We start from the raw sequence: 22,438 nt of genomic DNA, 5'->3' as shown, positions 1-22,438 counted from the left end.
CGACAGTGTCCGGAACGACATCATGCGTACACTTTCGGACATGAGTACGGTCGCCCTCGCCGCCACGGACGGCATGCTGCAGTTCGAGCTGTCCATCGCCCACGAGGTCTTCGACACGGGTCTGTACGAATTCGGGGTCTACGGCTCGGAGCCGGTGAAGGTCGGGCGTTTCCTGCTCGAACCGGATCACGGACTCGATCGGCTCGCGCGCGCCGGCACCGTCATCGTCCCCGGCTGGGCCGACATCGACGTCGATCCGCCCGCGGACCTGGTCGAGGCCGTCCGTGCCGCCCACGAGGCGGGCGCGCGGGTCGCCTCCCTCTGCACGGGCGCGTTCGTCCTGGCGGCCGCCGGCCTGCTCGACGGCCGCCGCGCGACCACGCATTGGGCGCACACCGACGTCCTCGCCGCCCGGTATCCCTCGGTCGAGGTCGATCCGGACGTCCTCTACGTCGACAACGGCAGCGTGCTGACCTCGGCGGGCAAGGCCGCCGCGATGGACCTGTGCCTGCACCTGGTCCGTCGCGACCACGGTTCGGCGGTCGCGAACACCGTCGCCCGCCGTCTGGTCGTCCCGCCGCACCGCGCGGGCGGGCAGGCCCAGTTCGTCACCACCCCGGTGCCCGACCAGGACGACCATCCGCTCGGCGGGCTGCTCCCCTGGATCACCGAACGGCTGGACCTTCCGTTGACCGTCGAGGACCTCGCCCGGCAGGCCAACATGAGTTCCCGCAACCTGGCCCGGCATTTCCGGTCGGCGACCGGGACGACGCCGCTGCGCTGGCTGCTGACCCAGCGCATCCGCCGCGCGCAGGAACTCCTGGAGCGGACCGACGACAGCGTCGACCTGATCGCGGAAGCCACCGGGATGGGCACCGCCGCGACGTTGCGGCGGCACTTCAACCGGACGGTCGGTGTGCCGCCGGACAGCTACCGCCGCACCTTCCGCGCGGCTAGCGCAGCCGTGCCGTGATCAGGTCCGCGACGGCCGCCATCCCGGCCTCGTTCGGGTGGTACGGCACACGGCCCGGCGCGGTCGTGTAGCGCTCCATCCACGGAACGGCGGCGCAGGCGTCGTGGTCGGCGCTGGCCGCGGCCGCCGGGATCAAGGTGGCCCGCTCGTCGCGCGCCGCCCGCCGGGTCGCCGCCGCCAGGCGGTCCGCCACCTCGCGTTCGAAGGCGAGCTGCTCCGGCGTCAGCGGAACACCGTCGCAGGCTGGCCTCTCGCCCGGAACGATCGTCAGGTAGTCGACGACCAGCACCCGTGCCCGCGGCGCGCGCCGATGGACCGCCGCGACGACGGCGCCGATCTTCTCGTGCACCGTGGTGAGCGCCGTGCGGACGGCGTTCCGGTCGACCTGGCCGCAGTTCGCGCCGCCGGTGTTCTGGCAGCCGTAGGTGAACAGGCTCCCGACGTAGCCGACGTCGTTGCCGCCGATGGTGATCGTCACGAGCCGGGTGTCCCGGGTGACGGCCTCGATCTGCGGCGGCTGCCCGGACTGTCCGGCGGTGAGGATGTTCGCCGTCGTCGCGCCGCTGCAGGTGACATCGGTGAGGGCCAGACCGCGTCGCCCGGCGACGAGACTCGCGTAGTTCTTCGTCGAACGTCCGCACGCCGCCGGGGTTCCTGGTTGCTGCGGTGGGATTCCCGGCCCCGCCGCGAAGGAACTGCCCATCGCGACATAGCGGGCAGGCGCGTCCGCCTGCGCGGGCGGGGTGGCCAGAAGGGCGACCGAGGCCGCGGCGAGCACCGCGGCGGATATCCGCTTGAACATGTCGAACCCCTTATCTCGTAAAGGTGACCGGTTCCGATCCCGCGATGCCGTCGATGGCACCGAGGGCGAGCAGATCTTCGGGGCGTGGCTTCAGCGCGTCGGCGAGGGCGGGGACGTCTTCGTGGCCCCGCTTGAGGATCCCGGCCGCCAGTTCCGGGGCGATGACGGAGAAACAGGCGTCCGGGGTGAGCCAGATCCGGTCCGCCGAACAGAAGGCGAGCGCGCCGCCCGATCCTCCCTCACCGATCACCAGGGTGGTGATCGGCACCTCGGCCGCCGCGATCGTGCCGAACAGCTCCGCGATCGCGTTCCCGGCGCCGCTGGCCTCCGCGGCCGGATCGGCGGCGGCGCCCGGGGTGTCGACGAGCGTCAGCACCGGCAGCCCCAGCCGGTCGGCGAGGCGGATCAGCCGGATCGCCGAGCGGAAACCGCCGGGGGTGGTCGCCGTCCCGGTCTGCGCCGCGAACGCGATCGCCCGTCCGCCCCGGCCGCCGATCCCGCAGAGGGCGCCGTCGTCGATGCCACCCCGGAGGGTGACGCGGGTGTCGAAATAGTCGTCGAGGTAAGCGGCGGCGCGGGGCCGGTCCGCCGACCGGGCGCGCTGGACGGCGTGCCAGCCGTCCGGCGCGGGATCCAAGGCGCCGAGCGCGCGGGGCAGATCAGCCGGACGGTTGCGGGCACCGCCGGTCAGCAGGCCGAGCCAGACCTCCAGCCGCTCGGCGATCGCGTCCTCGGCCACCAGTTCGTCGACATATCCGGCCGCGTACTGGCTTTCCGCCGTATAAGCGGGATCGTCGGCGTACCGCGGCGGCCGGACCCGGCGTCCGGCGAAGCCCACCTGGGCGCCGGGCACGGCGAGCACGACGTCGGCGTCGGCGCCGAGGGACGCCCACACGCCGCCGGTGGTGGGGTGTCGCGCGACGGTGATGTGCGGCAGGCCTTCTTCCCGCAACCGCGCGAGACCGCGGGCGATCCGTTGCAGTTGCCGCAGTGCGGGAACGCCTTCCTGCATCCGCGTGCCGCCCGTGGACAGCAGCGAAACGACGGGCAGCCGGTATGCGCAGGCCTGATCGAGCGCCTCTTCGAGAAGCGTCCCGGTGCCGGTGCCGACCGAGCCGCCGAGGAAGCCGAACTCGAAGCGGATCGTCACGACCTCGTGTCCGCCGAATTTCGCGCGCGCCCAGACGACCGACTCGTCCGTGCCCGTGCGTTCCCTGGCACGGGCCAGGGAATCGGCGTAACCGTCCCAGCCCAGCGGGTCAGTCATGGAGCGCCCGCTTGAGGACCTTGCCCATCTCGTTGCGGGGCAACGCTTCCAGGTAACGCACCACCCGCGGCCGCTTGTGCGGTGACAGCAGTCCGGCGACGTGGTCGGCGAGTTCGGCAGCCGTCGGTTTGTCCGCCGCGGGGACGATCCAGGCCACGATGCGCTCGCCGAGGTCGTCGTCCGGCTCCCCGGTGACGGCCGCTTCGGCGACCCCCGGATGTTCCAGGAGCGCGTTCTCGATCTCGCCCGCGCCGATCTTGTAGCCGCCGCTCTTGATCAGGTCGGTCGCCCGGCGGCCGACGATGCGCACGTATCCGTCCGGATCGCGGATCGCCATGTCGCCGGTCTTGAACCAGCCGTCGTGCAGCGCGGCTTCCGTGGCGTCCGGCCGGTTCAGGTAGCCGAGGAACAGGTTCGGTCCGCGGACCTCGATCTCACCGACCGTCTCACCGTCGAGCGGTTCACCGGCGTCGTCGACCAGCCTTAGTTCGACACCGGGCACCGGCGGGCCGACCGCACCGGGCCGCCGGTCCCCCGTGGCGCGGACACCGCAGTTCATCAGTGTCTCGGTCATGCCATACCGTTCGACGACGCGCTGCCCGGTCGCGGCGGTGATCCGCTCGTGGTCGGTCGCGGGCAGGGCCGCCGAACCCGACACGAGCAGCCGCGCCGAGCCCACCCCGGCGGCCAGCGCGGAGTCGGCCTCGCAGTCGGCCGCCAGCCGGTGATACATCGTCGGGACACCGAAGAGCATCGTGCCTTGCCCGGCGAGTTCCTTCGCGGCGGCTTCGCTCGAGAACCGCCCGAGGTGGTGCAGCGAGCCGCCCCGCCGCAACGGGCCGACGACACCCAGGATGAGGCCGTGCACGTGGAAGAGCGGGAGGGCGTGCACGAGGACGTCGGCTTCGGTCCAGTCCCAGATTTCGGCGAGCGCGTCGAGATTCGACGCCACCGCGCGACGCGGGAGCAGGACGCCCTTCGGTGGGCCGGTGGTGCCCGACGTGTAGATGACGAACGCCGGAGCCTCCGGATCCGGTTCGTCGCCCCGCCACGGCGTGCCCGAGACGTCCAGCTCGACCGGAACCCGTTGCAGCGCCCCGAGTTCCGGCGGCAACGCTGCCTCCGGCTCGGCCAGCACGAGATCCGGCGCGCTGTCGGCGACGATATGCGCCAGTTCGCGTGATCCGGCCTTCGGGTTGATCGGCACCACCGGGACTCCGGCGGTCAGCGCGGCGACGATCGCGACACAGGTCCGCAGCGTCGGTGTCGCCCACACCGCGACCCGCGTGCGACCGGCGAGCCCGGCGGCGATCGGGCCCGCGACGGACGCGAGTTCGCCGTAGGTCAGGGATTCGTCACCGAAGCGCAGGGCGACGCGGTCGTTCCCGGCGGTCAGTCCGGACAGCATGGATCTCCTCCTCAGCCCCAGTTGGGCACGACGAACACGAGCCAGGCGATCAGGGGCACGACGGCCACCACGAGCGCCCCGTAGACCAGAAGTTGTTTGAAGAACTTGTCGCGGTCGACGTCCTTCGCGTTGGCGAGGACGAGCGCGCCGTTGGTGGAGAAGGGACTGACGTCCACCATCGTCGCCGAGACCGCGAGGGCGGCGATCATGCCGACCGGCCCGATCGTGCCCTGCGCCAGGAACGGGACGGCGAGCGGGATCAGCGCGCCCATCAGCCCGACCGAAGACGCGAAGGCCGAGACGACACCGCCGATGTAGCACAGGAGGAGCGCCGCGAGCAGCGGGATCCCCACGGTGGTGACCGCGTTGCCGACGTAGTCGATGGTGCCGATCTCCTTCAGCACCGCCACGTAGGTCAGCACCCCGCAGATCAGCAGCACGGTCGGCCAGGTGATCTCGGAGACCGCGGAACGGCTTGTCTTGGGCCATGCGACGCTGAGCAGGACGGCGACAGTGATCGCGGTCAGCCCGGGGTCGAGATCGAACACCAGGGTGCCGACCACGAGCGCGATCAACCCGGTCAGCGTCACGATCTTGGGGCCGTCCAAGGGAATGCGCTGTTCGTGCGGCAGCGGCTCCTCGTCGGTCCCGGCTCCGCCCGCGCCCGCCGTGACGAGCTGGCGGCGCCGCAGTTTGGTTCCACCGAGGACGACGAAGAGGACGCCGGCGATGGCGAGGTTCATGCCCAGGCTGGCGAAAAACAGCACGACAGGGCTGCCGGCGATGTGGTTGCGTTCGACGATCCCGTTGACGATCGAGCCGTAGACGCTGATCGGCGAGAATCCGCCGCCCTGCGCGCCGTGCACGACCATCGCGCCCATGAGCAGCGGGCTGATCTTGTAGCGGGCGGCGAAACCGAGCGCGATCGGCGCGACGATCGCGCAGGCCGCCGGGCTCACCGCGCCGATCGCGGTCAGCGCGCCGGTGACCACGAACATCACCCACGGGATGAGCGCGATCCGGCCGCCGACCAGCCGGACGGCCGCGGCCACCAGCCAGTCGGTGGTGCCGTTGGCCCTCGCGATGGCGAACAGGTAGGTGACTCCCACCAGCACCACGAAGATGTCGCCGGGGAAACCGGCGAAGATGCCGTCGGTGTCCAGTCCACCAGCGAGGGTGCCGACGAGGAACGCGCCGGCGAAGGCCAGCGCTCCCATGTTGATCGAGCGGGTCGTGGCGAGCGCGAAGATCACCACGAGGACGAGGATCGAGATCAGCTGGGCGGACATGACCGTCCTCCTTGACGGCGGGAGCCCCCTGGCGAGTGGCCGAGTGGACTAGTGGCTGAGCCGGTTGAACCGGGCGAAGCTCTACGAGCAGGTCGTCGAGCGGATCAAGGCGCACGTCGAAGAGTCCGGCCTGCACGCGGGAGACAAGCTCCCCAGCGAACGCGACCTCGCCGAGCGGCTCGGGGTCAGCCGCGCGTCGATCAAGCAGGCGATCGTCGTGCTGGAAGTGCAGGGGCTGCTGGAGTCACGCCACGGCGGGGGCACCTACCTGCGCAACGATCACCTCGACGTCGAACCGGTCGACGAACTCGTCGCCCGTCGCAGCCGGCTTCCGGAAGTGCTCGAAGCCCGGGAGGCGATGGAGACCAAGCTGGCGGAACTGGCCGCGCTGCGGCGATCCGACGAGGACCTCGCCGCCATCGACGCGGCACTGGAGTTCATGAAGTCCGAGATCGAGGACGGCGGACACGGCGCCGAAGGCGACCGCCGGTTCCACGAAGCGATCACCGCGGCCGCGAACAACGCCCTCCTCGCCGAGTTCATGCGCTCGATCGACACGCAGATCGCGGAAAGCCGGAACGAGTCGCTGCGGCAGCCCGGCAGGCCGTGGCGTTCACTGAGCCAGCATCAGAAGATCGCCGAGGCCATCCGGGCGGGCGCCCCGAAGGCGGCCGCGAACGCGATGCGGCAGCACGTCCAGACCGTCAGCAAGGTCCGCCTGCTGACCTGGGACCCGCAAGCCGACTAGGCGCGAGCATGCCTTTCGCGGCGCTCTCCCACCGTTCCACGCCGCCCGCAGCACGGTGACGGCCGAGCGGGTCGTGAGTGGCGTTTCGGGTTCTAACCCGAAACGCCACTCACGACCACCGGGACCCGGCGATCAAAGCGACAGGACCTTGCCCAACCGCCGCAACCCTTCGGCGATCGTCTCCGGTCCGTGCGAAGCGAACGACAGCCGCAACGCCGACCGGTCCGGCTCCCCCACCTGGAACGCCGAGCCCGGCACGTAAGCGACGTCGTGACGTAACGCCTCGGGCAGCAGCCGGTCCGTGTCCGCACCGCGGGGAAGGGTGACCCAGACGAACATCCCGCCGTCCGGGTCGGTCCAGGTCGTTCCGGGCGGGGTGATCGCGGGCAGTTCCGCCATCATCGCGTCCCGGCGCACGCGGTAGGTCGCGCACAGCCGCCGCACGTGCGCGTCGAGGTCCGCGGCGGCCAGATACTCGGCCGCGGCCGCCTGATCGATGGTCGAAGTGTGCAGATCGGTCGCCTGCTTGAGGATCGTGACGCGCCGCAGGAGATCACTCGGCGCCCGGAACCAGCCCAGCCGCATTCCCGGGGAGATCACCTTCGAGAAGGTGCCGAGGTAGATCGTGCGCCCGGCAAGTTCCGGGCGGGCCGACAGCGGTTCCTCGCGTTCGCCGCGATACCGGAGTTCGTGATACGGGTCGTCCTCGACGAGCCAGAACCCGTGGCGCGCGATCACTTCCGCGAGCGCACGCCGCCGCTCCGGGCTGACCGTGCGCCCGGACGGATTCGAGAACGTCGGGACGAGATACAGCAGCGAAGGCCGTTCCCTGGCGGCGATCTCGTCCAGCGCGACCGGGTCGATCCCTTCCTCGTCGCCGGGGACGGGCACGATCCGCGCCTCGGCGAGCTGGAAGCATTGCAGCGCCGAGAGGTACACCGGCTCTTCCACCAGCACGGTGGCGCCGGGGTCGAGCAACGCGGTGCTCAGCAGTTGCAGGCCCTGCTGCGAACCCGTGGTGATCAGGAGATCGTCCACAGTGGTCGGGACTCCGCGACCGGACAGCCGCTCCGCGAGCAGCTCACGCAGCCGCGGATTCCCTTCGGTGGGCGAATACTGCAGGGCGCGCTGGGCGGGCCCGTCCGCGAGCGCCCGGTCGAAGGCGGCACGCAGGCCGTCCACATCGAACAGTTCCGGCGCGGGCACGCCGCCGGCGAACGAGATCACGCCCGGACGGGCGGTGAGCGCGAGCAGGTCGCGCACGGGAGAACTGGTGACGCCGTCCATACGACGGGCGAGGGGAAGAGACATGGAAGCTCCTCGGGAGAAACGTGCGACCCCAGTGCAGCAGCCGGGGATCTTCCCGTGCGAGCAGGCAACTACCGCCACGATAGCAGTTTCGCCTGTCCTAGGCTGTTGTTCGTGCCACTCGTGGAAATCACCTACGCGCCCCACCTTCCCGAAGCCAAACTGCGCGAACTCGGCTCGGTACTGCCGCATCTCGTGTCCGTCGCGGTGGAATGTCCCGAGGAGCCCTACGACGGCGACCTTCAGCCCGGCGACGTGGAACTGCGCTTCCGCACCCCGGGACCGTTCGACCGCTTCGGACTCGACCTCCTCGTCGAGGTCCGGTCGAAGTGGTTCCCGAGCCGGGCGGACAACCGTCATGAGCGGGTGGACCTGCTGCGCACGAGCATCGAGTCCGCGACCGGCATCGACGACGTCGGCGTGTATCTCGCGCTGCCCGTCGCGGCCTGGTCGCAGTCGGACTAGCCCTCCCCGAACACGTGCCGCCGGACGAACGGGCTCCGGAACTTGCCCTCCGGGTCCAGTTCGGTGGCCAGCGCCCGGAAATCGCCCAGCTTCGGGTAATCGGCCGCCCGGTGGAACAGCTTCCCCCAATGCGGCCGGACGTCGAACGGCGCCAGCCGGTCCTCCATGACGGGCAACAGCGCCCGGACCGCGTCCTCGTCCGGCAGCCAGGTGAAATGCAGCGCCACCCGGTCGCCACCGTGGAATGGGCTGAGCCACAGCTCGTCTCCCGCGACCGTGCGGATCTCCGACGTGAGCAGCACGGGTGCCAGGCGGTCGCCGAGGGCGCGCATCGTCTCCATCGCCGCGACGGCGTGCCGGACGGGCACGAAGTACTCGGTCTGGAGTTCGTTCCCGATGCTGGGCGTGAAATCCAGGCGGAAATGCGGGATCCGTTCGTGCCACGGACCCGGTACCCCGAGCTGCCGCGTGCAGTTGTCCGCCGGGATGCCCGCCGCGTGCGCCGGATGCCGCGGCCCGTCCGCCGCCTTCGCGCCGAAGAAGTCCGCCCCCGGCCGCCCGGGTCCCTTGACCCAGACCTGGTCGACCTCCTCGCGGGCCCAGTTGGTGAACAGGCTGACGCTGTAACCCGCGTCCTGGATCTCGCCGAAGTGCTCGTACACCGACTCCCAGGGCAGGCCGTCGAAGACGTCCTGCCGGAGATCGAAGGACGGCACCAGGTCGAGGGTCAGCCGCGTCACCACACCCAGCGCGCCGAGCGCGACCACGACCCCGTCATGCCGGGAGTACGTCTTCACCTCGCCGTCGGCGGTGACGAGCTCCAACCCGGACACGGCGGACGCCAGGCTCTGGTTACGCCGCCCGGAACCGTGGGTCGCCGTCGCGACAGTGCCCGCCACGGTGCAATGCGGCAGCGAAGCGAGGTTGGCCAGCGCGAAACCGGCCGCGTGCACCTGGACGGCGACGTCGCCGTAGCGGGCCGCCGCGGGCACCGTGACCGTCGCCGATTCCGGGTCCAGGACGACGTCCGTGCCGAGCGCGGACAAGTCGAGCAGGACACCACCAGGACAATCCGCGATGTCGTTGAAACAGTGCCTGCTGCCGAGAGCCTTGACCGCGGCCGCCCCGGCGACCGTGTCCCGAACCTCGTCGAGATCGCGCGGGCGAACGATCCGCTCCGCGGTGAAGGTCCGATTACCCGCCCAGTTCGTCTCGCCCACCAGTCCCAGCCTAGATTGCCGAGGTCGGCTCGACACCGAGGAGGTTCACGCTGACCGGCATTCCCGGCGAGGTGTTGTCCATCGCGCTCCTGCTGATCGTCCTGGCCTTCGCGGTGATCCGGCCACGCGGCCTCCCGGAGGCGGTCGCCGCCGTCCCCGCAGCCGGGATAGTGCTGGTGGCGGGTGCGATCTCGTTCCCCGACGCGCTCGACGAGGTCACCAGGCTCGCGCCGGTCGTCGGCTTCCTCGCCGCGGTGCTCGTCCTGGCCAAACTGTGCGACGACGAAGGGCTGTTCCAAGCGGCGGGAACGCTCATGGCGCGGTTCAGCCGGGGGAAGCCGCGACGGCTGCTGCCCGCGGTGTTCGCGGTCGCGGCGGCGGTCACCGTGGTGCTGAGCCTGGACGCCACCGTCGTCCTGCTGACGCCCGTCGTGTTCGCCACCGCCGCGCGGATGGGCGCACGGGCCAAACCGCACGCCTACGCCTGCACGCATCTGGCGAACTCGGCCTCGTTGCTGCTGCCGGTGTCCAACCTGACCAACTTGCTCGCCGTCGCCGCGACCGGGATCTCGTTCCTGCGGTTCACCGCGCTGATGACCTTGCCCTGGCTCGCGGCGGTCCTCACCGAGTACCTGGTATTCCGTCGGTTCTTCGCCGCCGACCTGGCGGCCCGGCCCCGCGGCGGGAAGGTGGTCGCGGCCGGGAAGGTTCCCGCCTTCGTCCTGGTCGTGCTCGGGCTGACGCTGGCGGGTTTCGTGGTCACGTCCCTGATGGACGTCAGCCCCGCATGGGCCGCGTTCGCCGGAGCCGCCGTCCTGGCCTGCCGCGCGCTCGCGCAACGGCGGACCTCCCCCGCCGCGATCGTCCGCTCGGCGAGCATCCCCTTCGTCGCTTTCGTGCTGGCGCTGGCGATCGTGGTCCGTGCCGTGGTCGACAACGGACTGGACGAGGCACTCGGCCACCTGGTGCCGACGTCGACCTCGTTCCTCGCCCTGCTCGGCGCCGCCGCGGTGGCGGCCGTACTCGCCAACCTGATCAACAACCTTCCCGCGGTGCTCGTGCTGCTGCCACTGGCCACCGCGGGCGGGACACCGGTGGTGCTGGCCGTGCTGATCGGCGTCAACCTCGGCCCGAACCTCACCTACGTCGGCTCGCTGGCGACGTTGTTGTGGCGGAGGATCCTGCACCGGCACGACACCCGGCCCGATCTGGGCGAGTTCACGCGCCTCGGGCTGCTGACCGTTCCGGCGTCCATCGTGCTCGCCGTCGCCGGCCTGTGGCTCGGCCTCGCCTTGACTTCCACTCAGTGAGAACATGAGCGCATGCCCGGCAATCTGTCCACGCCCGGCGCCGGTGTCGTCTCGCGGGCGTTCGCGCTGCTCGGCGCCTTCGACGTCGACCATCGCGAGCTGTCGCTGACCGAGCTCGCGAACCGCGCCGGCCTGCCGCTTCCCACCGCGCACCGGCTCGCGCGCGATCTCGTGGGCCTGGGCGCACTGGAGCGGCGCGAAGATCGGTACGCCGTCGGCAGGCGGCTGTGGGACCTCGGGCTGCTCGCGCCGGTGCAGTTCGAACTGCGGCAGGTCGCCGCTCCGTTCCTCCAGGATCTCTACGGCGCGACCGGCGCCACCGTGCACCTCGGCGAGCGGGACGGTGACCAGGTGCTCTACCTCGACCGGCTGTCCGGGAACGCGTCCGTACCGGTCGTCAGCCGGATCGGCGGACGGCTCCCATTGCACGCCACCGGGGTCGGGAAGGTCCTGCTGGCCTGGGCGCCGGAGGACGTCCAGCGTCAGGTGCTCGCCTCGCTGACCCGCGTCACGCCGTACACCGTCACTCAACCCGGCCGCCTGCGCGAACAGCTGCGACGCGTCCGCCGGGAGGGTTACGCGCAGACCGTCGAGGAGATGAGCCGGGGCGCCTGCTCGGTCGCCGTCCCGATCCGGCCCTCCGGTGGCGACGTCGTCGCCGCGCTCGGCCTGGTCGTCCCGGATCTGGGCCGCGGCCGGGCAAGGTTGATCGCCGCGCTCCAGGTCGCGGCCGCCGGGATCGGCCGGAGCCTGCGGGTTTCACTGAGTGGAAGCGAACGCTAGGACTTCGGCCGCCACGCGACCAGACTCCGGTCATGCGTACCCCAGTCGCCATCGTCGGCGCCGGCCCGGCCGGACTCCTCCTGTCGCATCTGCTCGATCTGGCGGGGGTCGAATCGGTACTCGTGGAGACCCGCTCGCGTGAGTACGTCGAGGCGCGGATCCGGGCCGGCATCCTCGAACAGTCCACTGTGGACCTCCTCCGCGAGACCGGTCTCGGCGACCGGCTGGACCGGGAGGGCGACGAGCACCGCGGGATCTACCTGCAGTGGCCGGAGGAACGGCACCATCTCGATTTCGTGGACCTGGTCGGGCGAAGCGTCACCGTGTACGGCCAGACCGAGGTGACGAAGGACCTCGGCAAGGCGCGTGAGGCGGCCGGGCAACAGATCCACTACGAGGTCACCGGCACCGCCGTGCACGACATCGAAACCGACCGGCCATACGTCACCTTCACCGACGCGGACGGCGTGCAGCGGCGGCTCGACGCCGACGTCGTCGTCGGCTGCGACGGCTCGTTCGGGCCTTGCCGCACCGCGATCCCCGACGCCGCGAAGCAGACTTGGGAGCGCACCTATCCCTACTCGTGGCTCGGTGTCCTCGCCGACGTGGCCCCGTCGACCGACGAGCTCATCTACGCGTGGCATCCCGACGGTTTCGCGATGCACTCGATGCGCTCGGCCACCGTCAGCAGGCTGTATCTGCAGGTGCCCAACGGCACCGACATCGGCGACTGGTCCGACGAGCGGATCTGGGCGGCGCTCGCCACCCGGCTCGGCCACGGACAACACGGCTGGACGCTCACGCCGGGACCGATCACCGACAAAAGTGTGCTGCCCATGCGCAGTTTCGTGCAGCAGCCCATGCGGCACGGCCGTCTCTTCCTCGCCGGCGACGCCGCCCACATCGTGCCGCCCACCGGCGCCAAGGGGCTCAACCTCGCCGTCGCCGACGTCACCCTCCTCGCCCCCGCGCTCGCCGCTTTGGTGCGGGACAAGGACTTCACGCTCGCCGACGCTTACTCCGACACCGCGCTGCGCCGCGTCTGGCGGTGTACGCATTTCTCGTGGTGGATGACGACGATGCTGCACCGTTCGGACGACCCGTTCGACGGGCAGTTGCAGCTTTCGCAGTTGCAGTGGCTGGCACGGAGCGAAGCGGGCCGCGCCGGGCTCGCGGAGAACTACGCGGGACTGCCCATCGGATTCTGACCACACGAGCCGTTGCCACCGCATAGGATCTCCCCGGCGTGGCCGGACGTCCCGATCTCCGGCGGAGAGCTGTGGAAGGCAGGCATGTCACCCTTAACGTTCGCGAGTATCGAGACCATCCCCCTGGTACTGCAACTCGCGGTCGGCCTACTCGGCCTGATCGTCTCGGTCAAAGGACGCGCCCGGGGAGTCTCCGGTCTGATGGTGGCCGCTTTCGCGGTCATGCTCGTCACGACGGTGTTGGCCATCGTGTGGCAGTTCCTGTCGTTGAGCGTGTCGGACTGGGTCGAGTCCGGCGGCCTGTCCGTCGACGGCATCCGCACGATCTACCTGGCGGTCGCCATCGTGTTCGACACCGCCTCGCTGCTCTCCTGGCTGCTGGTCGCGATCGCGGTCGTCAAGAGCGGCCGCCCTTCCCGGCAGCAGCAGGGCTTCGCGCCGTCGGCCAACTACCCGATGGCGCCCCAGCCGGGCTACCCGGTGGCGCAGCCGGGCTATGCCCCGCAGCCGCAGCCCAACCCTCAGGCACAGCAGCCGCCGACAGAGCAGCAGCCGCCGAGCTGACGTTCACCCCGGTCACTCACCCGCGCCGTCGATGCCACTCACGAGATGACGTGAAGCCGCAGCAGGTCTTCGACTCCCTCGAGGAAGGTTTCACAGATCGGCGCGGGGTCGGTCAGGCAGCCGGTGGCCATCGCGCCGTCCCGCAGCAGGACGAAGCGCCGGGCCGCGACCTCGGCCCGCGCACTTCCCAAATGGGCCAGCACGCCGGTGATCACCCCCGCGAACCAGTGCCGGTGGGCGAGAACGGCCTTGTGCACGGGATGGGCCGGGTCCGGATACTCCGACGCGGCGTTGAGGAAGGCGCAGCCGCGGAAGCCGGGTGACCGGATGCCCTCCGTGATGTCGGCGGCGATCGCCCGCAGCGTGTCCGGCGCCGCAGCCCCCTGGGCGACGATGGCCTCGATCTGCCCACGGATCGCCTGGTCGGCTTCCCGCAGGTAGTAGACGATCAGATCGTCCTTGCCCGGGAAATGCCGGTACAGGGTCGCGCGGGTCACCTTCGCTTCGGCCACGATCCGGTCGATGCCCACGGAGTGGATGCCCTCCGTGTAGAAGAGCCTTGTCGCCGTGGTGAGCAGCCTTGTGCGCGCTTCGGACGCTTGACCTTTAACCATTACGGCCATCTTACGGGATAGAACGTTCGGTCTTGACCGCACCGCACACCACTGACACAGTCCAGGTAGACCGAACGTTCTCCTCACCTATTTCAAGGAGCTCTCGTGAGCAGCCAAACCGCCACCCTCCGGCGCTTGTACTTCGTTCGTTTCGGCTTCGCCGTCGTGTGGGCGGGCCTGCTGTTCACGAGCGCGTCGAAGCTCGGCCCGCTCAGTGTCGCGCTGCTCGTGCTGTACCCGCTCTTCGACGTCGCCGCCGCCGTCATCGACCTTCGCTCGTCGAAGGACGCGCCAGGGCTGTACGTGAACATCGCGATCAGCGCGCTCGCCGGGACCGGCCTCGCGTTCGCCGCCGCGTCCGGCATCCCGGCAGTGCTGCGCGTCTGGGGTGCCTGGGCGATCGTGTCGGGCCTCGTCCAGCTCGCCGTCGGCCTCGGCCGCCGCGAACTGGGCGGCCAGTGGGCGATGATCGCCAGCGGCGCCGTCTCCACCCTCGCCGGTACCGCCTTCGTCCTGCAAGCCGCGCAGCCGGACGCCTCATTGGTCAACCTGGCCGGGTACGCCGCGCTCGGCGGGATCTTCTTCCTCGTCTCGGCGATCCGCCTCGGCCGCTGACGCCAGAGAAACCTCCAGGACGTCGATGCCGACCGGGGTGCGACGGGTGTCCAGGTCCGTGATCGACCAGGGACGGTCCAGCAGGGCCGCGAGGGCGATACGGACCTGCATCCTGGCGAGATGGGCGCCCAGGCAGAAGTGGACACCGTGGCCGAAGGACAAGTGGGGGTTGGGCGTCCGGCCCGGGTCGAACGTGTGCGGGTCCGCGAAGACCGCGGGATCGCGGTTCGCCGCCGAGATCATCGCGACGACCCTCTGGCCCGGACGGAGTTCCCGGCCGCCGAGGACGGTCGGCCGGGTGACGAACCGGTCCGTCCCACCCGTGGGCGGTAGGTAGCGAAGGACCTCCTCGACGGCAGGCCGCAGGTCGGCGGGCTTCGGCCGGGACGCGAGGCAAAGAGCGGCGTTCACGAGCAGGGTCTTGGTCGTTTCGTGGCCGTTGATCAGCAGCAACGCACAGAAATCGATCAGCTCGTCCTCGGTGAGATCCGACGCCAGCAGGGTCGCGATGACGCCGGTAGGACGCGTGAACTCTTCGCGGAAGTAGTCGCCCAGTTCGGAGATCGCCCCGTGGAAGGCGGCCTGACGCGACTCGTCCGCGGTGAACGTGCCGAAGAACGACGTGATCGCCTCGGTCCAGCGGACGAAATCCGGCCACCGCGACGGTCGCACGCCGAGCAGGCCCGCGATCGTGTGCACCGACAACGGGTAGGCCAGCTCCCCGATCAGGTCGAAATCCGCCCCGGCGGAGGCGAGCAGCGCGTCGACCCGCGCCGTGATCCCCGGTTCCAGTGACGCCACGGCCCTGGGTGTGAAGACCTGGCTGACGATCCGGCGCAGCGCGTGATGGCGGGGCGGATCCATCGCCTGCAGGCCGCGCACCAACGGATTCGAGCCGTGCGGGACCGGCCCGCTGCTGTGGCGCAGCTCGTCGGACGAGAACACCGTGTGGTCGGTGAGCACCCTGTCCACTTCGGAATACCGGGTCACCACCCAGGCGCCGAACGACTCGGCGTACCGCACCGGGCCCACCTCTTGGGCGTGGAAGGCGAAGATCTCCTCGACGGACATACCCCGGAGAGTGCTATCCGTCCGCCGGCGCCGCTTGGAAGAAACGGACACACGACGCCCCGACCGCTCGCCGGAACTCCGCGAGCATGTGCGGCTGGTCGTAGAACCCGCTGCGGACGGCGATAGCCGCCCAGTCCGGCGCCGGTGACGACCGCGCCAGCGCCATCGCCCGGTGCAACCGCACCACCCGCGCGTACGTCTTGGGGCTCAGCCCGACCGCCACCGAAAACCGGCGCCGCAGCTGTCGCTCGGACAGCCCGGCCGCGGCCGCGTGGTCGGACACCGGCGCCCCGGGCGTCTCGTGTACGGCTCGCAGGACCTGAGCGACCGCCCGGTCGGCCGGGCGGGCCGGTGCCCGCAGGGCCCGGAACGCGGCCTCGAGACCGGAACCGGGGAGCGGCATCCCGGCCAAGGGCACCTCGTCCGCGGCGATCCCCAGCACCGAGGCACATGTGCCCGGCCGTAACCGCACGCCCGTCAACGGCTCGGCCAGGCTCCCGGTCCTGGCCTCCGTTTCCGGGCCGGTCAACCACAGGGAACCGTCCGCGAACACCAGCAGGTCCACGTACGGCTGCGGCAACGCGGGCGGCAATTCCCCGCTGCGCCGCCATATCCGGCCGACGCGGGGGCCCAGCTCGGCGGGCGGGGCGAAATCGCTGGTCACCACCTCATTCAACACCGGCCAGGGCCGCGATCAGCTCAGGGAAGGACGACCGGCTCGGCGCGGCCGGTCAGAACCCCGGCCAGCCCCGCCGCAAGAACACGAACGCGGCGTCCAGCGCGGCGGCGGGATCCGCCTCGACCCCGGCCAGATCCGGGACCTCCAGGACATAACGAGCCAGCAGCCGCACGGAGAAATCGTCCTGCCCCGACGCTTCGGCGATGACCTTCGCGAGCGCGTCCTCGCAGCCCGTCCACAGCGCCCTGGCGTAGGCGCGCAACGCCGGAGTCGCCACCACCAGATCCGCCACCCGCCGCGCCAGTGGATCGGGATCCGGGTCGAACGGGCCACGCGTCGCGAGGAAGTCCTGCAGCGCCTGAAGGATCGACGTGCCCTCGGCCCGGTCACGCACCGCGGCGGCCAAGGCCGCTTCGCGTTCGTGGCCGTGGCCGAGGACCAGCGCCTCCTTGCCGCCCGGGAAATGCGCGAACAGCGTGGACACCGCCGTGTCCGCGGCGTCGGCGATCTCCGCGACGGTGACGTTGTCGAAGCCCCGTTCCAGGAACAGGTCTCGCGCCGCCCGCGACAAGGCCTGACGTGTCGCCGCCTTCTTGCGTTCACGCCTGCCCGGCTCGGTCGCTCCCATGCCTTCACCATACATCGAAGTCACTCCGAATTCGGAACGAGTGTATGTTCGGAACGACTTCGACTTTGAGGAGAGCGCCGTGAGCCACTGGGACGTCCACCACCTGCCACGTGCCGACGGCAAGACCTTCCTGGTCACCGGCGGCAACGCGGGGATCGGCTATTTCGTCGCCGAACAGCTCGCCGGCACCGGCGCCACTGTGCTCCTCGGCAGCCGCGACACCGCCAAGGCGGAAGCGGCGATGACGTCGATCCGTTCCCTGGTGCCGGACGCGAGTCTGGGGCACCTGCGGCTGGATCTCTCCGACCTCTCGTCCCTCAAGTCCTCAGTGGACACTCTGGGGATCGACCGGCTCGACGCCGTCGTCTGCAACGCGGGCGTGCTCATGGAGAACCAGCCGAGGCGGGAGACGTCCGACGGGCTGGAACTGACCTTCGCCACCAACCATCTCGGGCATTTCGTGCTGGTACACCGGTTGATGCCCCTGCTCGAAGCGGCGGAGGCCGGCCGCGTCGTCACCACGGGCAGCTTCGTGGGCAAGTCCGCGGAACTCGACCTGGACGACCTCCAGAGCAAGCGGGATTACCAGCCGAAGCGCACGTATGCGCGCTCGAAGCTGGCGCAGATGCTGTTCGCCTTCGAGCTCGACCGGCGGCTGCGCGCGGCCGGGAGCACGGTCCTGAGCGTCGTCGACCATCCCGGCGGCGCGCTCGATTCCCTCACGCCGCCGAGACCGGTGCACCCCGAGGCCGACGGGCGGAAGTTCCCGGCCGGGCTTCTGTTGCAGGGCAAGGAAGCCGGTGCCTGGCCCGCGGTACGGGCGGTACTCGATCCTTCCGTGCGTGGCGGCGAGATGTTCGGCCCCCGCGTGTTCGGTCTCCGCGGTGAGCCGAGGCGGGAGCCGGTCCGCGGGAAGCTCGCCGACACCGCGCTCGCCGCCCGGTTGTGGGCGGCGAGCGCGGAACTCACACCGTGACGTCGGTCGAGTCCGGTGTGGACTTGCCGCGGGATCGCAAGCCCAGCAGCAGGTCTATCACGAGGAACGCGAGCAGGCTGATGCCGAGCAGCGGCACGAACCAGCCGATCGCGGCGGCCAGGACGAGGAGACCCACCGGCAACCAGGGCGGGGCCTTGCGCCATTGACCACGCGGGATGGGCCGTCCGAAGGTCAGTCCGGTGGCCCGGGTCGGCCTGCGCTGCCACCACATCCGGTAGCCGAGCACGACCAGCGTGACGAGGCCGGCGCCGAGCAGGAGCAGCACGATCTGGTTGGGCCAGCCGAACAGGACGCCCATATGCGCGTCGATCCCCCAGCGGGCGAGTTTCGCCATCAGCGGGTAGTCGGCGAAGCGCACCTCGCCCAGGATCTGCCCGGTGGTCCCGTCGACCGCGACGGCGTCGACCTGCGTCGGCCAGCCGCGCTCGATTTCCGCCACCTGCCAAGGAGCGCCGGGTTTCGCAGGCAGCCCGATCTCCACCGAGGCGGCGTCGATCCCGGCGGCGCGGGCGGAGGCCAGCATCGCGTCCACGCTCTCGGGCTTCGCGGGTGCCGGTGCGGCGGGGGCTTCGCCGTGCCCGGCGTGTCCGGCGTGTTCGTCACCTCCGGTCACCTTCAACGCCGGGGTCTCCCAGCCGAGGGATTCGCGCAACGCGGAGACGTTCTCCCCCGCGTATGCCGACCATGTCAGCCCTGTCGCGGAGAGGAACAACGCGCCGAGCAGCACCCACAGGCCGACGGATCCGTGACGGCGCACCGACTTCCCGCGCGCGGACTCGGCCTTCTCGGCCTTGCGGGCACGGCGGCGGCTCATCCACAGCACGAGGCCGCCGAGCGCGACCGCCCACAGCCAGGACGCGGCGAGTTCGCTGTAGAGCCGTCCCGGCTCGCCGAGCAGCAGGTTGCGGTGCAACTGGTCGAGCGTGGTCCGGAACGGCAAGGCACCGCTCGAGCCGTACGCGACGAGGTCCCCGCGCACCTGCGCGGTGGCCGGGTCGACGAACACCGCGCGCCGTTCGGATTCGCCGAGTCCTTCCTCGGCGAACAGGACCCGAGTCGTGTCGCCGGGCTCGGGAGCGGGCCGGACGGCGACCAGGTCACCGCCGGGGTGCGCCGCCTGCGCCGCCTTGACCTGGTCGGCGAGCGAAACCTGGTTCAGCCCGACGGGGGCGCGAAGCTGGTCGGAGTAGATCCAAGACTCCATCTGCGGCGTCGCCGCGTAGAGAACGCCGCTGAGCGCGGCGATGAGGATGAACGGTCCGACGAGAACGCCGGCGTAGAAGTGGAAGCGGAGGAACAGCCCGCGCCAGCCGGTCGCGCGCGGCGGGCTCGTGGTCGATTCGATTCGCGTTGCCATGGGGGAACTCCTGAGGCGTCGATGGGGAGGCGTGCGCCTGCGCCGCGCGCCGGGATGGTCACGGCGCGCGTGCTGAGCCCTGCCGCGACACGGGTCTCGGCAGGGTTTCGGGGATCAGGCGGACGTCACCGGCGGGCCGCGCCGCGAGAGCACGTCTCGCAGGAGTGCCTCGGTCGCGGGGAACTCCACCGCGAGCGGGACGTGGATCCGCAGCGGCGCCGTCGCCGGCCGCGGGGTCAACCGCCGGGGAAGAACCGAAGCGATGAGCGTCGTGAGCGCGTACACGACGTGCTCGGCGCCCGCGAGCACCATCGCGACCACGAGGGTCGCGGCGGCGTGCCCGGCCGCCATCGACAGGCCGTTGCCCGGGGCTTCGGCGTGGTGGGCGTGCGACTGCCAGGTCAGGAAGGTCAGGCAGGCGTGCATCGCCAGCTGCCCGCCCGCCACCAGGCCGAGGATCGCGAGCGGACCGCGGCGGCGTCCGGCGAACGCGTACGCTACCCAGCTCAGCAAGACGACGAGCAGCACGACGACGCCGAGATCCGGAACGCGGCCGCTGGTCCCGACGTGGGCACCGGTCGCCAGAGTGCCGGTCAGGACCCCCACGGCCCCGCCGCGGAGGCGCCTGGCCGGGCCTCGGGTCGGGGTCGGCGTGCGCACGGGAGGCAGAGTAGAGCGCGAACAGGCCCGTTGTCTCTCCTTGATATCGTCGGCCCGGTGCTCCGCAGCCTGTCGTTCCTCCGGCTCTGGACCGGGAACACCGCCTCCGGGCTGGCGACCTGGGCCCTGCCGTTCATCCTCGGACTGGCGGTGCTGGAACGGTCGCTTTCGGCTGTGGACCTCGGCATCGTGCTCGCCGCGCGGACGGCGGGATTCCTCGTGGCGGTCCCGGTGGCGGGCGTTTTGGCCGACCGGCACTCCCGTCGCGGGGTCGTGCTCTGGGCGGGGCTGATCGCCGGTCTCGCCACTCCGCTGATCGCCACCGGGATGGGCCGGTCGGTCCTGCTGATGGCCACCGCGGCGGCCGTCGTCGGCGTCGGGCAGGGCGCGTGCCGCCCGGCGTTCCAGGCGCTGACGGCCGAGGTGATCGCCGAAGACCGGCGGCAGCAGGCCAACGCCGCGATGACCCTCGCCGTCCGGGTCACGACCTTGGTCGCGCCGGGGCTCACCGCCCTGCTCTCCCAGTTCGCCTCGACGTCGGCCCTGGTGATCGGGACCGGAGTGCTGTGGCTGGGCGCGGCACTGATCCCGCCGCGAGGCACGTTCACGCCCGCTCCGGCCGCCGCCCGGACCCGCTTCTTCGGCGAGTTCGCCGACGGTCTCCGTGAAGCCCGCCGCCATCCGTGGTTCCTGGCCGGGCTCGGCGCGCTGACCGCCGTCGTCGCGACCGGCTATTCCGCCACGGGTGTGGTGCTGCCGCTGGTCAGCCGTGACCGCTACGACAGCGAAATGGTGCTGGCCGCCGGGCTCACCGCGTACACGCTCGGCGCGCTCGCGGGCGCCGTCGTCATCGCGCGCTGGCGTCCGAAGCGGCAAGGCTGGACGGCGCTGGCAGGGCTCGGCTGCTACGGCTTCGCGCCACTGAGCCTGCTGTTCCCGATGCACCCGGCCGTCGTCATCGCCGCCTACGCCGTCGCGGGTCTGGGCATCGAACTGTTCAACGTCCCCTGGTTCACCGCGACCCAGCGGGAGGTCGAACCGGCGAAGCTCGCCCGAGTGTCCTCTTTGGACTTCCTGTTCTCCTACGGCCTCGCGCCCGCCGGGCTCGCGTTCATCGCGCCCGCGATCGACCGGTTCGGGGCGGCGCCGGTACTGGCGGCGTGCGCGGTCGTCTGCTTCGCCGCTCCGGCGGCCGCCGCCCTCGTTCCTTCCTCGCGTGACTTCCGGACAACCGCACCGATCAAGAGTGTCTAGTTCTTGCGCTCGCTTGCGGTAATGTTTCAGCCATGACGCGTCGTCTTGCCGAAGTCGCCCGCAAGGTCGGGGTCAGTGAAGCCACGGTCAGCCGGGTGCTCAACGGCCGGTCCGGGGTCTCCGCGAGCACCCGGGCCGCCGTCCTCACCGCACTGGACGTGATGGGCTACGAGCGGCCGACCCAGCTGCGCGGGGATCGCGCCCGCCTGGTCGGACTGGTCCTTCCCGAACTGCAGAACCCCATCTTCCCCGCGCTCGCCGAGATCATGGGCAACGCGCTGGCCCAGCAGGGTTTCACCCCGGTGCTGTGCACCCGCACCGCGGGCGGCGTCTCCGAAGCGGAGTACGTCGAATTGCTGTTGCAGCAGCAGGTCTCCGGGGTCGTGTTCGCCGGCGGGCTCTACGCCCAGGCCGACGCGGTGCATTCCCACTACCACCATCTCGCCGAGCGCCGCCTGCCGACGGTGCTGATCAACGCCGCCGTCGACCACCTCGGGCTGCCGCAGATCTCGTGCGACGACGCGGTCGCCGTCGAACAGGTCGTCGGGCATCTGAGCTCGCTCGGGCACGAGAAGATCGGCCTCGTCCTCGGTCCGAACGACCACGTCCCGTCCCAGCGCAAACTCGAGGCCTTCCGCGCCTACGCGGCGAAACTCGGGCTCCCAGTCCTGGACGAACTCGTCGAACACGGCATGTTCTCCATCGAAGGCGGGCACGCGGCCGCGGCCCGGCTGTACCCGCGCGGCGCGACCGCCGTCCTGTGCGCGAGCGACCTCCTGGCACTGGGCGCGATCCGCGCGGCCCGGCGGCAGGGGCTGTCCGTGCCCGAGGACATCTCGGTGGTCGGTTACGACGATTCCGCCCTGATGAACTGCACCGATCCGCCGCTCACCACCACCCGGCAGCCGATCGAGGCGATGGGCCGCGCCGTGGTGGAACTGCTGGTCAAACGCATAAACGGCGGCGAGGTGGCGGCCGAAGAACTGCTGTTCGCGCCTGAGCTCGTCGTCCGGGGCTCGACCGCGCGCCGCGTTTAGCCGACTAACTGCGAGGCCGATGAGCCTCAACTACGTGAAGGCCCCCTTCCCTCGGCTCAGTCGAGGGAAGGGGGCCTTCACGTACTTGGGCACCCCCCGACCGCGACTGTCGCAAAGTTGCAAGTTCTCATCCAGTTATTGCGTTGATCCGGGGCTTCACTTTAGAGTGACCGCAATCACG

Annotated in this window: 23 protein-coding genes; 11 read left to right on the top strand and 12 right to left on the bottom strand. The window is 70.8% G+C overall.

The genetic code is table 11. The features are described 5' to 3' along the window. Positions 1 to 40 precede the first annotated feature (40 nt). Positions 41 to 973, top strand: coding sequence for a helix-turn-helix domain-containing protein (locus tag ED92_RS11805; protein ID WP_052120686.1), 933 nt, complete (start codon positions 41 to 43; stop codon positions 971 to 973). Here ED92_RS11805 and ED92_RS11800 read toward each other — a convergent pair. The 4 genes from ED92_RS11800 to ED92_RS11785 are packed head-to-tail and all read right to left on the bottom strand — an operon-like array spanning position 954 to position 5,739. Beyond that, complete coding sequence (locus ED92_RS11800) at positions 954 to 1,775, bottom strand: SGNH/GDSL hydrolase family protein (protein ID WP_037336875.1); 822 nt, start codon at positions 1,773 to 1,775, stop codon at positions 954 to 956. The genes ED92_RS11805 and ED92_RS11800 overlap by 20 nt on opposite strands. A 10-nt stretch (positions 1,776 to 1,785) precedes the next feature. Beyond that, positions 1,786 to 3,042 (bottom strand): carboxyl transferase domain-containing protein, encoded by a 1,257-nt coding sequence (locus ED92_RS11795; RefSeq protein ID WP_037336873.1) that lies wholly within the window; start codon positions 3,040 to 3,042, stop codon positions 1,786 to 1,788. Beyond that, complete coding sequence (locus tag ED92_RS11790; RefSeq protein WP_037336872.1) at positions 3,035 to 4,450, bottom strand: acyl-CoA synthetase; 1,416 nt, start codon at positions 4,448 to 4,450, stop codon at positions 3,035 to 3,037. The genes ED92_RS11795 and ED92_RS11790 overlap by 8 nt, the downstream gene beginning before the upstream one ends. Positions 4,451 to 4,461: 11 nt before the next feature. Next, a complete protein-coding gene (locus tag ED92_RS11785) occupies positions 4,462 to 5,739 on the bottom strand; it encodes an SLC13 family permease (RefSeq protein WP_037336870.1) in 1,278 nt (425 codons plus the stop codon). 64 nt (positions 5,740 to 5,803) lie between these two features. Here ED92_RS11785 and ED92_RS11780 point away from each other — a divergent pair, with 64 nt between their 5' ends. Next, the gene (locus ED92_RS11780) at positions 5,804 to 6,487 is read left to right on the top strand and encodes a FadR/GntR family transcriptional regulator (protein ID WP_152610916.1); all 684 of its coding nucleotides are present in this window, start codon (positions 5,804 to 5,806) and stop codon (positions 6,485 to 6,487) included. Positions 6,488 to 6,619: 132 nt separating this feature from the next. Here ED92_RS11780 and ED92_RS11775 read toward each other — a convergent pair whose 3' ends face one another. Beyond that, entirely contained in the window at positions 6,620 to 7,798 is a 1,179-nt protein-coding gene (locus ED92_RS11775) for a PLP-dependent aminotransferase family protein (RefSeq protein ID WP_037336866.1), read from the bottom strand. A gap of 111 nt (positions 7,799 to 7,909) precedes the next feature. Here ED92_RS11775 and ED92_RS11770 point away from each other — a divergent pair, with 111 nt between their 5' ends. Continuing rightward, positions 7,910 to 8,260, top strand: a complete 351-nt coding sequence (locus ED92_RS11770) for a hypothetical protein (RefSeq protein ID WP_037339816.1) — start codon at positions 7,910 to 7,912, stop codon at positions 8,258 to 8,260. On the opposite strand, the gene ED92_RS11765 is transcribed toward ED92_RS11770, so the two are convergent. Next, complete coding sequence (locus ED92_RS11765; protein ID WP_037336865.1) at positions 8,257 to 9,480, bottom strand: FAD-binding protein; 1,224 nt, start codon at positions 9,478 to 9,480, stop codon at positions 8,257 to 8,259. The genes ED92_RS11770 and ED92_RS11765 overlap by 4 nt on opposite strands. Positions 9,481 to 9,551: 71 nt before the next feature. Here ED92_RS11765 and ED92_RS11760 point away from each other — a divergent pair, with 71 nt between their 5' ends. The 4 genes from ED92_RS11760 (at position 9,552) to ED92_RS11745 (ending at position 13,345) form a co-directional block, all read left to right on the top strand. Then, positions 9,552 to 10,790 carry an ArsB/NhaD family transporter gene (locus ED92_RS11760; protein ID WP_081975769.1) on the top strand — a complete coding sequence of 413 codons (1,239 nt, stop codon included), beginning with the start codon at positions 9,552 to 9,554 and terminating at the stop codon, positions 10,788 to 10,790. A gap of 12 nt (positions 10,791 to 10,802) precedes the next feature. Then, positions 10,803 to 11,573: an IclR family transcriptional regulator gene (locus ED92_RS11755; RefSeq protein ID WP_037336861.1), complete on the top strand. Its 771-nt coding sequence runs from the start codon at positions 10,803 to 10,805 to the stop codon at positions 11,571 to 11,573. Between the two features lie 32 nt (positions 11,574 to 11,605). Then, complete coding sequence (locus tag ED92_RS11750) at positions 11,606 to 12,781, top strand: 4-hydroxybenzoate 3-monooxygenase (protein WP_037336859.1); 1,176 nt, start codon at positions 11,606 to 11,608, stop codon at positions 12,779 to 12,781. A gap of 84 nt (positions 12,782 to 12,865) precedes the next feature. After that, positions 12,866 to 13,345 carry a hypothetical protein gene (locus ED92_RS11745; protein ID WP_037336858.1) on the top strand — a complete coding sequence of 160 codons (480 nt, stop codon included), beginning with the start codon at positions 12,866 to 12,868 and terminating at the stop codon, positions 13,343 to 13,345. A gap of 38 nt (positions 13,346 to 13,383) precedes the next feature. On the opposite strand, the gene ED92_RS11740 is transcribed toward ED92_RS11745, so the two are convergent. Next, positions 13,384 to 13,959: a TetR/AcrR family transcriptional regulator gene (locus ED92_RS11740; RefSeq protein WP_037336856.1), complete on the bottom strand. Its 576-nt coding sequence runs from the start codon at positions 13,957 to 13,959 to the stop codon at positions 13,384 to 13,386. A gap of 105 nt (positions 13,960 to 14,064) precedes the next feature. On the opposite strand from ED92_RS11740, the gene ED92_RS11735 reads away from it, so the two are divergent. Further along, positions 14,065 to 14,574 carry a hypothetical protein gene (locus tag ED92_RS11735; protein WP_037336854.1) on the top strand — a complete coding sequence of 170 codons (510 nt, stop codon included), beginning with the start codon at positions 14,065 to 14,067 and terminating at the stop codon, positions 14,572 to 14,574. Here the strand turns inward: ED92_RS11735 and ED92_RS11730 are convergent. From ED92_RS11730 to ED92_RS11720, 3 genes are all read right to left on the bottom strand, one after another. Continuing rightward, complete coding sequence (locus ED92_RS11730) at positions 14,497 to 15,645, bottom strand: cytochrome P450 (protein WP_052120483.1); 1,149 nt, start codon at positions 15,643 to 15,645, stop codon at positions 14,497 to 14,499. The two genes, ED92_RS11735 and ED92_RS11730, sit on opposite strands and share 78 nt — an antisense overlap. Before the next feature lie 13 nt (positions 15,646 to 15,658). Beyond that, entirely contained in the window at positions 15,659 to 16,309 is a 651-nt protein-coding gene (locus ED92_RS41345; RefSeq protein ID WP_052120482.1) for an AraC family transcriptional regulator, read from the bottom strand. A gap of 67 nt (positions 16,310 to 16,376) precedes the next feature. Further along, on the bottom strand, positions 16,377 to 16,952 hold the full coding sequence (locus ED92_RS11720) for a TetR/AcrR family transcriptional regulator (protein ID WP_037336852.1): 576 nt from the start codon (positions 16,950 to 16,952) through the stop codon (positions 16,377 to 16,379). Positions 16,953 to 17,031: 79 nt separating this feature from the next. Here ED92_RS11720 and ED92_RS11715 point away from each other — a divergent pair, with 79 nt between their 5' ends. Beyond that, positions 17,032 to 17,928, top strand: coding sequence for an SDR family NAD(P)-dependent oxidoreductase (locus ED92_RS11715; protein ID WP_037336850.1), 897 nt, complete (start codon positions 17,032 to 17,034; stop codon positions 17,926 to 17,928). Here the strand turns inward: ED92_RS11715 and ED92_RS11710 are convergent. Both ED92_RS11710 and ED92_RS11705 read right to left on the bottom strand, forming a co-directional pair. Then, entirely contained in the window at positions 17,918 to 19,306 is a 1,389-nt protein-coding gene (locus ED92_RS11710; RefSeq protein ID WP_037336848.1) for a PepSY domain-containing protein, read from the bottom strand. The two genes, ED92_RS11715 and ED92_RS11710, sit on opposite strands and share 11 nt — an antisense overlap. A gap of 114 nt (positions 19,307 to 19,420) precedes the next feature. Beyond that, a complete protein-coding gene (locus ED92_RS11705; protein ID WP_235213256.1) occupies positions 19,421 to 19,966 on the bottom strand; it encodes a hypothetical protein in 546 nt (181 codons plus the stop codon). Positions 19,967 to 20,023: 57 nt separating this feature from the next. Between ED92_RS11705 and ED92_RS11700 the strand changes: the two genes are divergently transcribed. Then, positions 20,024 to 21,220, top strand: coding sequence for an MFS transporter (locus ED92_RS11700; protein ID WP_081975768.1), 1,197 nt, complete (start codon positions 20,024 to 20,026; stop codon positions 21,218 to 21,220). A gap of 32 nt (positions 21,221 to 21,252) precedes the next feature. Continuing rightward, a complete protein-coding gene (locus ED92_RS11695; RefSeq protein ID WP_037336843.1) occupies positions 21,253 to 22,257 on the top strand; it encodes a LacI family DNA-binding transcriptional regulator in 1,005 nt (334 codons plus the stop codon). Positions 22,258 to 22,438 lie beyond the last annotated feature (181 nt).

Source organism: Amycolatopsis sp. MJM2582, from assembly GCF_000754115.1.
GTDB classification, from domain to species: Bacteria; Actinomycetota; Actinomycetes; order Mycobacteriales; family Pseudonocardiaceae; genus Amycolatopsis; species Amycolatopsis japonica.
The sequence above is the reverse complement of the archived record's forward strand: the minus strand, read 5'-3'. Positions and strand labels throughout refer to the sequence as shown.

Coding starts and splice junctions, on each gene's coding strand:
- ED92_RS11805 (WP_052120686.1), top strand. CDS start 41: ATGAGTACGGTCGCCCTCGCCGCCACGGACGGCATGCTGCAGTTCGAG.
- ED92_RS11785 (WP_037336870.1), bottom strand. CDS start 5,739: ATGTCCGCCCAGCTGATCTCGATCCTCGTCCTCGTGGTGATCTTCGCG.
- ED92_RS11755 (WP_037336861.1), top strand. CDS start 10,803: ATGCCCGGCAATCTGTCCACGCCCGGCGCCGGTGTCGTCTCGCGGGCG.
- ED92_RS11775 (WP_037336866.1), bottom strand. CDS start 7,798: ATGTCTCTTCCCCTCGCCCGTCGTATGGACGGCGTCACCAGTTCTCCC.
- ED92_RS11720 (WP_037336852.1), bottom strand. CDS start 16,952: ATGGGAGCGACCGAGCCGGGCAGGCGTGAACGCAAGAAGGCGGCGACA.
- ED92_RS11795 (WP_037336873.1), bottom strand. CDS start 3,042: ATGACTGACCCGCTGGGCTGGGACGGTTACGCCGATTCCCTGGCCCGT.
- ED92_RS11710 (WP_037336848.1), bottom strand. CDS start 19,306: ATGGCAACGCGAATCGAATCGACCACGAGCCCGCCGCGCGCGACCGGC.
- ED92_RS11750 (WP_037336859.1), top strand. CDS start 11,606: ATGCGTACCCCAGTCGCCATCGTCGGCGCCGGCCCGGCCGGACTCCTC.
- ED92_RS11695 (WP_037336843.1), top strand. CDS start 21,253: ATGACGCGTCGTCTTGCCGAAGTCGCCCGCAAGGTCGGGGTCAGTGAA.
- ED92_RS11790 (WP_037336872.1), bottom strand. CDS start 4,450: ATGCTGTCCGGACTGACCGCCGGGAACGACCGCGTCGCCCTGCGCTTC.
- ED92_RS11740 (WP_037336856.1), bottom strand. CDS start 13,959: ATGGTTAAAGGTCAAGCGTCCGAAGCGCGCACAAGGCTGCTCACCACG.
- ED92_RS11800 (WP_037336875.1), bottom strand. CDS start 1,775: ATGTTCAAGCGGATATCCGCCGCGGTGCTCGCCGCGGCCTCGGTCGCC.
- ED92_RS11730 (WP_052120483.1), bottom strand. CDS start 15,645: ATGTCCGTCGAGGAGATCTTCGCCTTCCACGCCCAAGAGGTGGGCCCG.
- ED92_RS11745 (WP_037336858.1), top strand. CDS start 12,866: ATGTCACCCTTAACGTTCGCGAGTATCGAGACCATCCCCCTGGTACTG.